This window comes from Candidatus Angelobacter sp. (assembly GCA_035607015.1).
Taxonomy (GTDB): domain Bacteria; phylum Verrucomicrobiota; class Verrucomicrobiia; order Limisphaerales; family AV2; genus AV2.
Genome location: DATNDF010000150.1, coordinates 1 through 14,677, shown reverse-complemented (window position 1 = coordinate 14,677; position 14,677 = coordinate 1). Strand labels below are relative to the sequence as shown.

At 59.5% G+C, this 14,677-nt stretch carries 13 protein-coding genes; 4 read left to right on the top strand and 9 right to left on the bottom strand.

Annotation, left to right across the window (positions count from 1 at the left end):
- Nucleotides 1-883 (top strand): hypothetical protein (locus tag VN887_06160; GenBank protein HXT39590.1); only part of this gene is annotated, 883 nt, incomplete at its 5' end.
- A 118-nt stretch (nt 884-1,001) separates the two neighbouring features.
- Here the strand turns inward: VN887_06160 and VN887_06155 are convergent.
- Nucleotides 1,002-2,207 carry a PQQ-binding-like beta-propeller repeat protein gene (locus tag VN887_06155; GenBank protein HXT39589.1) on the bottom strand — a complete coding sequence of 402 codons (1,206 nt, stop codon included), beginning with the start codon at nt 2,205-2,207 and terminating at the stop codon, nt 1,002-1,004.
- Between the two features lie 232 nt (nt 2,208-2,439).
- On the opposite strand from VN887_06155, the gene VN887_06150 reads away from it, so the two are divergent.
- Genes VN887_06150 through VN887_06140 form a run of 3 tightly spaced genes read left to right on the top strand, consistent with a single transcriptional unit; the run spans nt 2,440 to nt 4,623 of the window.
- Complete coding sequence (locus tag VN887_06150) at nt 2,440-3,417, top strand: XdhC family protein (protein ID HXT39588.1); 978 nt, start codon at nt 2,440-2,442, stop codon at nt 3,415-3,417.
- A gap of 14 nt (nt 3,418-3,431) precedes the next feature.
- Nucleotides 3,432-4,073: a nucleotidyltransferase family protein gene (locus VN887_06145; protein ID HXT39587.1), complete on the top strand. Its 642-nt coding sequence runs from the start codon at nt 3,432-3,434 to the stop codon at nt 4,071-4,073.
- 46 nt (nt 4,074-4,119) lie between these two features.
- On the top strand, nt 4,120-4,623 hold the full coding sequence (locus VN887_06140) for a hypothetical protein (GenBank protein ID HXT39586.1): 504 nt from the start codon (nt 4,120-4,122) through the stop codon (nt 4,621-4,623).
- Between the two features lie 22 nt (nt 4,624-4,645).
- Here VN887_06140 and VN887_06135 read toward each other — a convergent pair whose 3' ends face one another.
- The 8 genes from VN887_06135 to VN887_06100 form a co-directional block, all read right to left on the bottom strand.
- Entirely contained in the window at nt 4,646-5,323 is a 678-nt protein-coding gene (locus VN887_06135) for a hypothetical protein (GenBank protein HXT39585.1), read from the bottom strand.
- 104 nt (nt 5,324-5,427) lie between these two features.
- Nucleotides 5,428-6,102 (bottom strand): DUF1326 domain-containing protein, encoded by a 675-nt coding sequence (locus VN887_06130; GenBank protein HXT39584.1) that lies wholly within the window; start codon nt 6,100-6,102, stop codon nt 5,428-5,430.
- A 35-nt stretch (nt 6,103-6,137) separates the two neighbouring features.
- Complete coding sequence (locus tag VN887_06125) at nt 6,138-6,341, bottom strand: hypothetical protein (GenBank protein ID HXT39583.1); 204 nt, start codon at nt 6,339-6,341, stop codon at nt 6,138-6,140.
- Nucleotides 6,338-6,799 (bottom strand): hypothetical protein, encoded by a 462-nt coding sequence (locus VN887_06120; protein ID HXT39582.1) that lies wholly within the window; start codon nt 6,797-6,799, stop codon nt 6,338-6,340. Before VN887_06120 ends, VN887_06125 begins: the two co-directional genes overlap by 4 nt.
- Nucleotides 6,800-6,818: 19 nt before the next feature.
- A complete protein-coding gene (locus tag VN887_06115) occupies nt 6,819-7,793 on the bottom strand; it encodes an FAD binding domain-containing protein (GenBank protein HXT39581.1) in 975 nt (324 codons plus the stop codon).
- A complete protein-coding gene (locus VN887_06110) occupies nt 7,790-9,919 on the bottom strand; it encodes a xanthine dehydrogenase family protein molybdopterin-binding subunit (protein ID HXT39580.1) in 2,130 nt (709 codons plus the stop codon). Before VN887_06110 ends, VN887_06115 begins: the two co-directional genes overlap by 4 nt.
- 1 nt (nt 9,920) lies before the next feature.
- Nucleotides 9,921-10,541: a 2Fe-2S iron-sulfur cluster-binding protein gene (locus tag VN887_06105; protein HXT39579.1), complete on the bottom strand. Its 621-nt coding sequence runs from the start codon at nt 10,539-10,541 to the stop codon at nt 9,921-9,923.
- A gap of 247 nt (nt 10,542-10,788) precedes the next feature.
- Entirely contained in the window at nt 10,789-13,983 is a 3,195-nt protein-coding gene (locus VN887_06100; protein HXT39578.1) for a beta-propeller domain-containing protein, read from the bottom strand.
- Nucleotides 13,984-14,677: the final 694 nt, after the last annotated feature.

Below are 14,677 nucleotides of genomic sequence, written 5' to 3'. Positions count from 1 at the left end.
CGCGTTCATTAACACCAAGGCCTTCGAGGGTGCTCAGTTAAAATATACCTGGCGTGAGCTGGAGCCGGAGAAAGATGGTTATGATTTCAGCGCCATTCGTCACGATTTGACGTTTCTGAATTCAAAAGGCAAGAAACTGTTCATCCAGCTTCAGGATACTTCGTTCGATTCGAACGTTGTACTCGTGCCGCGATATTTAGTGAATGACTCGCGATACCACGGAGGAGCGGATAAGCAATACAACATTGAAAACGATGACGAAGAACATGCTGTTCCCGCCGGCTGGGTGGCGCGGCGCTGGGACCCCGCGGTGCAGGAAAGATTTCACCAACTTCTGTTCGCCCTCGGCAAGGAATTCGACGGTAAGATCGAGGGCATCAATCTTCCCGAAACGGCGGTTGATTTTGGCGAAACCGGACGGCTGTTTCCCAAAGGATTCACTCCGGAGATTTATCGCGACGCTGTCATCACGAACATGATGGTCTTGAAGCGCGCGTTTCCGAAATCGGTGGCGATGCAGTACGCCAACTTCATGCCCGGAGAATGGCTTCCCGACAAAGACCGGTCCTATCTTCGCAGCGTGTATCAACGAGCGAGAGAGTTGAGAGTAGGCGTGGGTGGACCCGACCTCCTGCCGTACAAACCGGGGCAGATGAACCATTGTTACCCTTTGATCAGAGAATGCGCCGGGAGTGTTCCCTCCGGCATCGCTGTGCAAGAAGGCAACTATGAACACCAGAATCCCAGGACCGGCAAGCGGGTCACCATTTCGGAGCTAATCGGATTTGGAACGGAGTATCTCAAGGCAGACTACATCTTCTGGTGCACTCAAGAGCCTTACTATTCCAGGGAATTGATACCGTTCCTTCAATCGGAGAGGTAAAAGCGCTGAGTCGGGCGCACTCACCACGATCACTATCGAAGTCGGTCTTGTTGTGGCTGGACAGAGCCATCGCTTAACCGCGGCTTCTTTTAGGGAAGAACGCCTGGCCGGATTCGCTTCAATTTGCTTTCCCGGACACGTCCACACAAACCACATCGCCTTTGGCGTTGCGGCAATAGATTTTGCCATTGGCAAGCACGGGTGCGGTCCAGCATTTACCGCCGATCACCTGCGCGCGGGCCAGTGGTTTGAAGGCAGAAGGCGACGCGTCTGCGACAACCAGTTGGCCTTTTTCACCAAGGACAATCAATTTGCCGTCGGAAGCCATGAGCGAGCCTTTGCCGAGGCTGCGCTCGGTCCACCGCACGTTGCCCGATTGCAATTCGAGGCATTTGAGTTCGGATTCATCGAACCCAAAGACACTGTCGCCAACAATGAGCGAGCTGCTGAAGTGGTTCCGAAGGTTTTTATTTTGCCATAGCAGCGCCGGATTACCACCTGTGGCGACCCGCAAAAGTGCGCATCCATGGTCGTACCCAGAGGAAACCAGTGTCCGGTCGCCGGTGATGACCGGATCGGCGGCGTTCACGTCGTATAGCGTCTTCCAGGGATATTGCCAGAGTTCGCGGCCGGTCTTCGGATCGACCGCGACGATTGATCGCAGCGCCATCATCAGCACGCTACGGCGGCCGCCTTGATCGAACAGGATTGGACTCGAATAACCCGCCGACCCTCTGCCGTTGCTCCAGACAACTTTTCCCGACTCCCTGTCGAGCGCCGCGCCCGCGTCGCCGGCATTGAAGATGACCAGGCCGCCTTCGACCAGCGCCGAGCCGGCGAACCCCCACTCGGGCACTTTCGCGCCGGTTTCACCGGCCAGGTTTTTCGACCAGACAACCTTTCCTGTCGCGGCGTCAAAGCAGAATACTTGTCCGCGTTTGCCAATGGTATAGGTCTTGTTGTCGTCAACCGTCGGAGTCGCGCTGGTGCCGCCTTCGTAGTAATGCGGATCAATGGGGGCGTCATAGGAGTATTTCCAGACGACCGCGCCGGTATTGGCGTCGAAACAATAGACCGTGTCCTGCCTGCCGTCGTTGCCGGTGGTGTATGCGCGACCACCGCTTACGGCAATGGACGAGAAGCCGGTCCCCACACTCGCTTTCCAAAGTTGTCTCGGGCCTTCCTGCGGCCAGGATGTGGACCAGCCGGCTTCTTTCGAGATGCCATTGAAATCCGGGCCCCGCCAGCGTGGCCAGTCGTCGGCCGCGATCTGTAAGGATGCGGCGAAGCAGGCGATCGATGCGACGACCGAAGAGTAACTCACAACGAAACGGCAGGGGAGGCGCGCGCGGAGATGGGCCTCGTTTGAAACGGATGCGTTGAACATGGCCGCACAGGTAACGCAAGCGGGTGGACGGTGTCAACTTCGCGCCTGTTTGCTGAATGATGCGCGACGACCATAAAGACAGAAGGTGTCTGGCGCTCCCGCGAAAAGACAAACGCTCGACGTTTGACAGACGGCGAACTACATTCGGCCCGTTCAACGAAACCGCGATATGCCTCGATTCTACGATTTCCTGCCGGACGCGCTGGCCGGGGGCGAGCCATTCGCGCTGGCCATCATCTCCGGCACGAAAGGATCAAGCCCGCAGAAAACAGGAGCCAAGGCGTTGTTTTTCGCGGACGGGCGCATCCGCGGCACGCTCGGCGGCGGTTGCCTCGAGGCCGAGGTTCAGAACAGGGCACGGCAGGCGTTGCGGACGAAGCAGCCGGCCGCATTTGAACTGGTGCTCGACCATGATTTCGGCTGGGACGACGGACTGATTTGCGGGGGCAAAGTCTGCGGATTGATCCTGCCCCAGGCGGCCAAAGCCGGGGATCTGTGGCGCAGGCTGGCACGCTGCGACGAATCGCTCGTTTGGGGAGTGAAAAAAGATTTCTCGGTGGCGCAGGTGAACGACGCGGTATTCGCGGGGGAGTGGTTGTACCAGGAAACCGTCGCGCCGCCATGCGCGCTGTGGATCGCCGGTTCAGGCCACGTCGCGCAAGCGGTCGCGCCACTGGCGCTTCAACTCGACTTCGAAGTGACCGTGTTTGACGACCGGCCAGCCCTGGCGAATCCACAGTACTTTCCCGAAGGAACAAAGCTGCGCGTTGATTACTGGGAAAAACTCCTGAAGGATCCGCTTCCGGCGCGGCCCGGGTTCGGCCTGATTGTGACGCGAGGCCATCAGCGAGACGCGCTCGTGTTGCGCGAGTGGGTTCAACGGCCGTTTGTGTTCCTCGGGATGATTGGCAGCAGGCGCAAACGCCGGATCATTTTCGAACAATTCATCGAGGATAACCTGGCGACCGCCGAACAGCTGGAAAGAGTGGCGTGCCCGGTGGGGCTGGACATCCAGGCCGTGAGTGTTCACGAAATCGCCGTCAGTGTCGTGGCCCAGTTCATTCAGAAGCGTGCCGCGCTGCCGGACAGGCACCCGGCCAGTGGCCCGGCTCGCGCGGAAACACGTTGCAGCGTCCTGGGATCCTGAGTTTCGCCTTACGCATGGAGCCAGACAGATCCACCGCGCGATTCTCTTTCGGCGTGGTTATTCTGGCGGCGGGGGCGTCGTCGCGGATGGGAAAACCAAAACTGCTGTTGCCGTGGGGTGAAACTTCCGTGCTCGGACATCTCATCCGACAATGGCATAAACTGCGCGCCAAACAGATTGCGGTCGTCCATGCGACTTTTGACCAACCCTTGTGCGCCGAACTGGACCGGCTTCGCGTCCCGTCCACGAATCGCATCGTCAACCCGCAACCGGACCGCGGGATGTTCAGTTCCGTGCAATGCGCGGCGAACTGGGGCGGCTGGAATTCAGCGTTGACGCACCGGGTGATCGTTTTGGGCGACCAGCCGCACTTGCGCATCGAAACTCTGCGCGCGTTGCTCGACTTCGCGGCGACGTGTCCCCGGAGTATCTGTCAGCCGGGCAGACACGGCCGGCCGCGTCATCCGGTGGTAATGCCAAAGGCGATCTTCAGTCGGTTGAAAAACTCAAGCGAAGAGACGCTGAAACAGTTCCTGCAACAATCAGGATCAGAACCGGTGCTTTGCGAAATGGACGACACCGGATTGGATTTCGACATGGACACGCCTGCGGACTACGAGCAGGCGCTTCGCCTTTCCCACGGGCGTTCCGGATAACTGCAGGCTTGCGAGCCGTCAAATCGCGCCGATATTGGGAATCAGCATGCGTGATGAACGTCATTATCTGAAGCGCCGGCTGGCCGCGACTTTGACCGTTATGCTGGTCGGGCTTGGCGTCGCGGCGGACAAAAACGTCAGCGTCGGAGCCGGTCGCGCAGCAGCAGAACCTCAGGAAGTGGACCTGCGCGGAAGGATCGTCTGTCTGCCGGAAGCGATGCATGCGCTTTATCATACCGATCTTCCGGCGAACCACCAGCACGTCTGGGGATTCAAAACAACTGATGGACGATTTTACACGCTTCTGCGAACGAAATTGTCCGAGGCCTTGTTCGTGGACGAACAGGTGCGAAAAAAGGAACTCGTTTTGAAAGGGCGTGTATTTCCGAAGACACAGATTTTTGAAATGACGGACATGAAGTCCGTGCGCAACGGGGTCGTCTGCGACCTCTACTATTACTGCGACGTCTGTGCGATCAAAACCCTCTCTCCCGGACCGTGCATGTGCTGCCAGGGACCGGTGAAGCTGGTGGAGAATCCTTCCCGGTGAAGCCGGCGCGCCACCCGCGAGATCATTGTATGTGACCGTGCCCCTTGCAGACCAGTTCGAACACGACACTCGTTTTTTCTTGTCCTGACCTGGCCGGGACCTTCACGCGCACGGTTTTGTGCTCTGCGGCCGGCTCGTTCAAACTGGGAAAAGCACCGCTGTCTGATGAGGCCGGACGCAAACTTAATACGACCGGATGGTTCGACGCGGTGTTTTTGCCGCTCGCCCCGGTCATTTCCTTGAATGACTTGATCCCTTCGGGTTGCGTGTCGGACGCGGCCGGGACGAGCACGGCGAAGTAAGGGAATTCGGCAGTGCCGAGATGATCGCCGTCCTGTGGTTGCAGACCGAAACGCATCGTATAGATGCCGGGAGCGATCTCGTTGTCTTTGTAGTCGCGCTGTCCCCGGCCCACCGACACGGCCCCCAGCAGGACGGTTTCCTGGATGCAATCCAGAGCCTTGTTGGCGGCGGCCGGCTTTGATTTCAGGGGGATGTCGGATCGGAACCAGAATTCAAACGCGGGTTTGTCGCCGTCGAGCACCTCGATGGCTTTCGGCTGAAGCGTTTTCCGGATCGATTCGCCGATTTCCGCGGGGGGTGCCTTGTCCGCGGCCTTGACCGTCAATTCACCGGCACGCACAGGACCCGCAAACCGGGCGCACAAAGCAATTCCCAGAAGCAACGAAAGTTTTCTCATACACATATTGACGATGACTCAGCGGCAACCGTTCAGACTGCGATTTCGCGCTAAAAGAAAAAGGCCGGAACCTCAAGGTTTCCGGCCGGCGTGGAGTTTTTCTCTTACCGCTCGAAATGACCGAGGAACGCATTGCGTTTCTCGACCATGGCCCAGGTCAAATTCAGTCCGCGCCCGTCGAACGAAGCCAGCTCTGTGAACACCGGATACGCACCGGTCACTCGAGTCAGCGGCGGGTAAAAAGTCTCCTCGTTGCCGCAGAGATGGTCCTTGCTGCCCAGGCAGCGGGTCGTGATCTGGACCAGGTCGCCCGCCTTCACCGAGGCGCACCCGCGGCCGTCGCACGTTCCAAGCGCCACTTGCATGGGCGCGGTCTTCACTCCGGCGACCTCCTGGATGAGGCCGCCTGCCATCGCGCGGGCAAAATCCACCAGGGCGTCACGTTGCTTCCGCGTCGCCGCCGCGTCAACCACGAGCACGGCTTTGCCGCTGCGCGGTTGATAGCGCAAATCACCGAGCGTGCCGTCCGTGCGCACGACTGCGATGACGTTCAACCCGTCGAGTTTGACGCCCTTCCAGGCGCCTTCGCGCACCGACCAGACCAGCATGCCTTCCCTGCCGCTGAGGCCCATTTCCGCGTTGGCAAAGCAAGGTCCGGTGTACACATCGCACGAACGCACTTCGAGATAATCGCCGGAAATCGCCGGCACATTTGGTTGGGTGGCGAACATCGGGGTCGCCGCCAGCATCAACATCACCACACTCAATTTCATTTTCATAACGGTCCTTTCCTCAAACAAATCAAACTCCGTCCTCAACCTACATAACAGGAGCGCCCCGCGCAACATTCGGCTTTGCTCACCGGCTCGCCGTCGGGACCGAAGTTCTCGTGCGTCCTGGAGCACCAGAAGACGCCGCTGGCATAATCATCCTCCGGCTGTCCCTGGTAGAACATTTCCTTGCACCGCATGTTGCGGCACGCCGGTTGAGTTCGCTGAGGTGTCTCGGAAGGTTTCATAATTTCGAAACCGCGTTTTTGTTCAATCTGCCTTGAATCAATCCGCCAAGCTTTTCGGGCTCGTCTGTGCCGACTCGATAGATCCGCCCATCTTTCATTCGCAATTCCACCGCGTCCAATCCCGAGATATTGAACAGCCACGTTTTCTTTCCAATCCAGTGGACGCCCCAGCCGTGCCACCGGCGATTTCGCACGAGTCCGCACGATTCGATTTCGGCGAATCGCCACTTCTTCCTGATCACACCCGGGCCGAAGCGGATTTCAACAAACTCTTCATCGACGGTCACCGTGAGGCGGCAAAATAGAATCGCCGCCAGCAGGACCACGCTTAACGGCACGAGTGGACCGAACTGGCGGGAATGATAAACCAGCCAGCTCATGAAGATGGCGAATCCTCCGCACAACGTTACGATCAAGCCGCCGGCCTGGCTGTGTTTGTATAGCACGGGTTCTTTCATTTGCCGGCGTTGACAGTCTTCAAGTCGCCGCTGCCAATACCGCGCGTTTGACGGCGGTTCTGACAAGCTGGATTTTATAGCTGTTTTGGCTGAGCGGTTTCGCGCCTTGCGTCGCCGCCTCGCCGCATTTGACCGCGGTTGCAGCATCCACCTTTGCGCTGTTCAAAGCCTTCCCTGCGCTGGAAGAGGGCCACGGCACCGGGGCGACGTGGCCAAGAACAACGCGCGCGTCCGACACCGTCCCCGTCCTGATTTGGAAGGCAACGGTCGCCGTAACGTAAGGCCAATCGAGCCCTTGCCGATGCCGCACTTCATAGGTGGCGTTTCGCAGGCCCTTCGTTGGAATGAAAATGTTGGTCAGAATCTCGTCTGGCCTGAGGGCCGTTTCACGGTCTGTTTCCGTCCTCGGCGTTTGAAAGAATTTATCCGCCGCGATCTTTCGTGTTTTGCCTTTCGCTCCCGTTACCGTAATCACGGCGTCGAGCGCCACGAGAGAGGGGCCAAGGCTTGAGGGACTGACGAACAACGCCTCCCCATCGTTGCCAAAAATGGCATGATATCGGTTTTCACCGCCCCGGACGAGCGAAGCGCCCTCGTGTTTGGCGAACAATCCAAAACCGTTGCGGAAATACCAGCAGCGTGGTCGCTGGCAAAGGTCTCCCCCCACGGTGCCGACGGACATAAGCTGCGGACTGCCGACACCCTTGGCTGCGGTGATCAGACACGGGAAATGCTCTTTGACGTGCCTGTCCTCCACCAGCTCGCCAAGGGCGGTCATCGCGCCGATGCGCAAGCCGTTCTTTTCCGCTTCAATGCCTTTCAGCTCGGAGATGTTTCGCAGACTGACAAGACGCCTTGGTTCGGTGAGATGCTGCTTGAGCAAGGTGACGAGATCGGTGCCTCCGGCAAGAACTTCGGTTTCACCCCACTTGTCACCCAGCAAGCCGGCGGCTTCTTTCAGCGTTTTAGGTGCGGCGTATTCGAACGATTTCATGCGAGTTTGCCTCCCTTCTGGAGCGCGGCGATGACGCGGTCGGGTGTCAAAGGCAGTTGCGGCACGCGCATGCCGACGGCGTTGGCGACGGCGTTGGCGATGGCCGCGCCCGGCGAAATCACAGGGGGTTCGCCCAGCCCAATGACACCGCGTTCATCATAACCTTTGCCGGTCATCATGTGGACCTTCAGTTTGCCGACATCCTTGATGCCGGCCAGCCGGTAAAACTCCATGTCCGCATTGAGCATCCGGCCGGTCTTGGCGTCGTAAATCACTTCTTCAAACAACGAGTAAGTGATGCCCATGATGAGTGCGCCGTACACCTGGCTTTCGGCGGTTTTAAGATCGATGACGAGGCCACAGTCCTGCACCGCGACCATCTCGTTGATCGTGACGATGCCGGTTTCCGTGTCCACGGAAACGTCGGCGATCTGCGCGCCGCCGACTCCATCGTCAATCAAGTGCGCCTTCTGGCTCTCCCCCGGATTGTTCGTCCCACGTTTGGTGATGGCGCTGACACCGAGCAGCGCGCAGGCTTCTTTCCATGGGATTTTATTTCCCGGCTTGTCCACCTGGCGAATCTCACCACCGACCGCTTCGAGGTTGTCTGCGCCGGCCCCGAGTTTGGAAGCGGCCGTTTCGAGGAGCGCGTTAAGCGCGGCCGTGGCCGCGAGTCTTGACGATGTCGAAACGCCGCCGACGGTCGTGCTGCCGCCTGAGGCGCCCGAAGCGGGATAATCGTTCCGGCCAATCTCGACCTTGATGGCGTTGAGGGGCAGCCCGAGCGTTTCCGCAACAACGATGTTGATGACCGTGCGCGTGCCGCTGCCAAGATCCTGAGAGCCGAGCTTTGCTTCAACCGAACCGTCCGGATTGATGGTTACGTCGCAATCGGAAGGGTGGCCTCTGCCGCCCCACGTGTGAATCGAAATGCCCAGCCCGCGTTTGATCGGTCCGGGCGCCGGGTCGCCCCGCAGATGCGCTTTCTTTTTGTAATCAATCAAATCGGCGGCAATTTTGAGTTCCTCGCTGTAAACATCAGCGCGGTCAGTCAAAGAAACATTCTTCAGGAAGAACTCCAGCTCATCCATCTTGAGGGCCGCGGCAGTGTCAGCGAGCGCGGACATCGTCAGGAAACAGCCCTGCGGATGGTTCGGCGCGCGCCAGGCGCGTTGGCCACCGCGATTGGTGCGGATTCCCTTTCCGGTCAAACGGGAGTTTGCAATCTTGGTGAATACATAAGGAATCGGCGGCGCACCGTATCCGCCCATGCCGCCGGTGCCCCAGACTTCCGCCTCGACCGCAGTAATGGTCCCGTCATTCTGCGCGCCAACCTTTATCTTCGCAGTGGCCGATGGACGATTGCCCGCTGTCATCAGCTCGATGTCCCGTTCCAACATCAACTTCACCGGTCTGCCGGTTTGTTTCGAAAGCAGGGCACCGACGGTACCCCATTTGTCATAATTGAACTTCGAGCCGAAGCCCCCGCCCATGAACTGGCATTCGACGTGGATTTTGTTCTGATCCACGCCCACGGATTCTCCGAGACGATCGCTGTAACGCGAAACGTTCTGGGTCGAAGGCCAGATATAAAGCTCGCCATCGCGTATTTCGGTCACCTGGCCGTGCGATTCGAGGCAGCAATGGGAAATGACCGGCAGTCCGTATTCACCTTCGACGACCTTGTCGGCTTTTGTGAACGCCTCATCCACGTTGCCCTGGTCCTTCTTGGACGGCCTGTCCTTCGACAATGTCGCGTCCGTGTCAACGACCTGATGGTCGAGCGGTTTGTATTGAACTTTCACGAGCCGCGCGGCTTCCTCGGCAATTTCCTCGGTGGTCGCGGCGACCGCGGCGACGATTTCGCCCGCGTAGCGCACTTCTTTTTCTGTGTCGCGCCATACGCCCTTCACGCCGGGCAAGGCTTCGGCCTCGCTGGTGTCGATGCCCGTCACCTCCGCATGAGCGTGGGGGGAGGTGACAACCTTTGCCCACAGCATGCCGGGCCGGTTCATGTCATAGGAATACTTCGCCGAGCCGGTGGCCTTCAACGGGCCGTCAATCCGGTCGATGCTCTTGCCGATAAGGGACCGCTTTTCGGCGGGAGGCCAGTCAACCTTTGCCATATCAAACCCCTCCTTTCTTCGCCGCATCAGCGACGGCGAGGATCATGCCGGCATACGTGCCGCACCGGCAGAGATTGCCACCGACGCCGTCGCGAACCTGCTCGGGGGTGGCATTGGGGTTCTTGCGGACAAAAGCCGTGCAGGCGACGACAAAGCCGGGCGTGCAAAAGCCACACTGCTGGGCATCGTGATGCACGAACGCCTTTTGCACTTCGTTCATCCGTTCTGGTGTGCCCAGTCCTTCGATCGTGGTGATTTCGCGGCCTTCAGCCTCGACGGCCAGCATCGAGCAGGAATAAACCGGATGGCCGTCCACAAGGACCGTGCAGGCGCCGCACGTGCCGCGGTCGCAAACCTTTTTGCAACCGGTGAGGTCAAGCCGGTTGCGCAACGCATCCAGCAAGGTGACACGCGGTTCGGCGTTGAGTTTGCGAGTCTGGCCGTTGATTCGGAGGCTCAGGGGGATCTCGCCCGGGCCCACGACGCCTCCTTCGGCGGCGAGGGCGTCCTTCAGACTGCCAGGGGCAAACAAACCTGTGGCCACCGAACCTATGCCGACCCCTTTGAGGAAGCCGCGTCTGGAGAGGCCGGCAGTGTTGGGCGTATTTATTTCGTCAGACATAATCGCCTTTCTTCAGGAACTGCTGGAGCCAAGGGCCGGCGGGCTGTGCCGCCGCATCTGGCTCGCGCGGATTTTACGGCTGATGTGCAACCTATCTAACGCTGGAAAAAATGGCGCGCAAGTTTTTTCACAGCGGAAAAATCCCGGTGTTTTGTCCCGGCGATTACTCGCGAGAAAACACTTTTGCCGAGATCGCCCCCCGACTACAACAGTACCACACGGGACTGGCGCGACATTTCAACCGGTCTCACGGTGCCGGAGGGACCAAAACCATTGAGACCCCGTAAACGCCAAGTGGCAACCAGAGGCCGCGACCGGGCGCGCCATCGGCTTTGCTCAAATCAAACCAGACGCATCCGGGCGGTCCGCCGGTGACGAGAGGCGCGGGAGAGGCGGGATTGGCCACGTCGAACAGGCCGACTTCGTTGCCGATTTGCGCGGCCAGGAGATCGCCGAAGCTGACGAAGTTCTGTACCGCGCCGGACAATTCAGCCTTGCCAAGCAAGGTGAACTTCCCGGAGTCCGGCAGGGTCCAGGCCTCGAGCAGGTTCTTCACTGTGTTCGTCTCTGTCGGGTGGCCAAGAAACACGTTGTCGTCTTTGACAAGCACCGGGTGAGGCCAAAAACTGGAAAGCGGTAACGAGTCAACAAGGTGCGCTTCCACGCCATCATAAGCACTGGCATCGAGATATTCCCTGCCATCTCCAAACCAGTTCGTGGGGTCGGTCCAATGCTGACCGACAGTGTAAAGCAATTCGCCGGCCCGGGCGACGCCGTTGAGCGAGCCGGGAATATTGACGGGCTTCCGGATCGTGGGGTTGGTGGCGTCCGCGTAATCGACCACGTCGAGATACCATCGTTGCACCCAGTAATACACCGGCGCGGAATTGGTGTCCTTGTCGTTTGTCACGACGGGCGGGCAAGGCTCTACCGCCTCATGGCTCAAATAAACCTGTCCGTTGACGGTGTACGCCGGGCTGAAACTCCACCACGTATTCTCCGCGAGGTTGACATCGGACAAAAACTTCGGCGTTGCAGTATTACTCACGTCGAAGGCGATCAGGCGCCCGCCGTTGTTACCCCAGAAAATCGGCCGGGCAATCCCCCCGCCAGCCGGTCCGAGTGTTCCGCCGGCCGGTGTCGCGATGCCAAAATCGAGCCACGGATCCCAATAGCCCCCTCCTCCACCCGCCAGAACCAACACACCCGCTCTCGGCCAGACGATCTGGAAATTTGCGCCCCAGCCGAGCGGATCAAGCATGACTGCCGTCGCGCCGAGCAGTTTTACCTCGGGCAAAGCCGAAACATCGTAAATCGAAACGAATAGATTGGGCGCGTCGTTGGTCGGCTGGCCAGGATCGGTACCGTCCGCGAGCGGAATGGGCCCGAAGTTCTGCTCGCCTTGCGCAAGATACAGGCGCCCGTCACGGGTCGCCGCCCCAAGGATAGGAAACTGATTTGGCAAATCAATTTCGTTAAGCACGCGATCCGGTTCGTTTGCCGATGTAATGCGAACCGCCGGCTTTGGCTGGCCGAGCCACCACCACGATGAAGCGGTGCTGAGCTCGATCAAATAACCGTTTTGCACGAACACCTGATCCACCGACCACGCGAGGGGAAGGTCCGCCTTGATCTGCGGGTGATCACGGTCGGTTGCGTCCACGCTCAACAATTCCTGGCCGGAGAGCGAGAGGATGCGGTCGCCATGCACGGTGGCGCGGCGGGGTTGCGTCTCGTGGTCGATGGTGCCACGCAACGTCAGCGAGTCGCGGTTCAAGTCAACGAGCTGGATGCGGGACGCGTAACCGTTCGTGAAATATCCCTGGTAGGGGAGCAAGATGAGATGTTCGTCCGGCATCACGTTAAATGCCTTCTCGTCGGTATTCGCTTCGCTCCACGAATAATTTTGGCCGAGGGCGACCTCGCTCAAGAGTGACGGCGCGGCCGGATCATGCACGTCGAACAGCGACACCGCCACGCGCCAGCTGTTGGTGTCATCAATGCCGACGGTGACGAGGCGGTCGCCGAGTGGTTGGATGAACGTCGAGTAACCCGGGACCTGCAATTCGCCGGCGATTTTTGGATGCGCCGCGTCGGAAATATCCACGACCCACAGCGGATCTATCCTGCGGAAAGTCACGACGTAAACGAGATCGCCATCGAAGCGCGTGGCAAAAACGCGTTCTCCGTTGCCCAGCGCAAGCGTCCCCAGCTTGGTAATTCCTGCCGGTCCGGACCCTCTGGGATCGGGCAGAAGAAACGTTTCGAGTTTGGTCGTCCAGGTTGCGCCACTCGTGGCGGGAACTTCTGAAACGACGGTGAAAACAGAGTCCGCCCGGTTCATCTTGAACTTGTCGTTCACCCGGCCAGAGGTGGAGACTGAACCGGAATGGTTCATCGTTCCGTCCGGCGCGGTGATGTCGAGACAATGGACGATCGAACGCCAGTAATTGTCGGCGGACGTGACGGCGACGAACAGGAAAACGTCCGTGGCTGCGATCACGTTGTCGTAGCCCGGAAACCAGAGTGTATTTTTCGGGACGGGTGATTCAAGATTGCCCAGGTCAAAGGAGGAAACGACCGTCCCGGCTTCCCACGTCACGGAGTTCGCGGAATTGGTCTTGATCTGGTAGCTCTGCGATGCAACGTAAAGCGCAGTCCCGACGAGGCGGCTTTCCTGGATGTATCCGCTGACCGGAATACTGGCCGTCACCTGAGGCGCGCCGCCGGCAACGTTGACCACCAGGATGCGGCTTTCCGAGTCGCCGCCCCACCAGTTGCATCCGTCCTGCGCCAGCAGCACGACGTGATTGGAGTCGAGCAAATACATCTGCTCGCCGGCGGCCGGCAATGGCAGCACCCCTTTCACTACCGCGGAGTCCGGCATCGAAATGTCAATGATCTGAAGGCCGCGGTATTGGTTGAAGAAATAAAGTGTGTCGCCGCTGACCTTCCAGATGTCGGATTCCACGACGTCGCGCGAGGGCGCACCGGTTCCCGCTGCCGGGTCGGCACCGGGTGCCGCAGTGGGCGCGCCGTCGAAGACGCCATCCAATCCGCCGGGACTGACGGGCTGGCCGGTGAACGAGTTGGTGCCGGAATAAAACGCCGCCGGGAGAGGTTCCTGATCGTCGGCCCGCACACGCAGCACTTCCAACGTCGCAGTCCTTGGGACGAGGAAAGTAACTTCACCGCCCGTGCCGTCGAGCCGCGTCACGGCACGCGGTTCCCAAGTGCCCGCGCCCAGCCGACTGCGGCATTCCAGAGTGACGCGGTGAATGCCGGCGGGCACTTGCGCGGTGACCACCACATTCGTGCCATCCAGGCGGATGGACGTGATCGAGGGCGAATCACCAGCTAACGCGAGGAGGCTGACGAAAAATAATCCGACCGCGGCGGACCACCAACCGGGCCAGCGGACAAGAGTGAGTGGCGTTTTCATAAAACAACTTCGCGAGACACTGCTTCCCCCAGTCGTAGGTTCAGAGTTAACCGCTCCCAACCCGACCCGTCAAGAGGCTGGTTTCACAATTCTTCCAGACCGGCCCCGTGGTGTCGGAAACGAAATAAGTCTGGACAGATGATCTCGGCGAGAATTCCCGCGACTCGACCGGGCGCGGGCGGGGCCGGTTGAAATACCGGTTGCCATCGGTGAGATGGACGCGTTCGCTTTTTATGGCGCGGGGGCTTTTCCAGCGAGATCGGCTGCCCAGCGCCGCTGTTTCGGTGCGTGTTCGCGCGAGGTCGAAGCCGCAAGGCGGCGGGAACATGATTCCGGGTCTCCGTGGTCGCAGACCGCTTCCCAATCGAGCCAGGGTGAATGTTTGACCGCCCCGCCAAACACGTTCTGCCCGCCGCCGAACTTGATGAGTTCCGGAACCCAGTTGCCCGCGGCCATCAGTGGATCAAGCCGTTCGATGCAAGCCCCAGAAGGGCAACACGCCAAGTTGCGCGTGGGCCCGCCGATCCCGCTTCGTGGCGGCGATGCTTGGTCGATTTCGCCGCGTCGCGCGGAGTACCAAATGGCGTCCCCTCGTGCGCGGATACTCGTCAGGCTTCAAGCCTCGGCTGTTTCCTCGGGGATCCGCATGCTGTAGAAGGAGCGATAAACGAAGATGAGCGCCACGAGGAAAAAG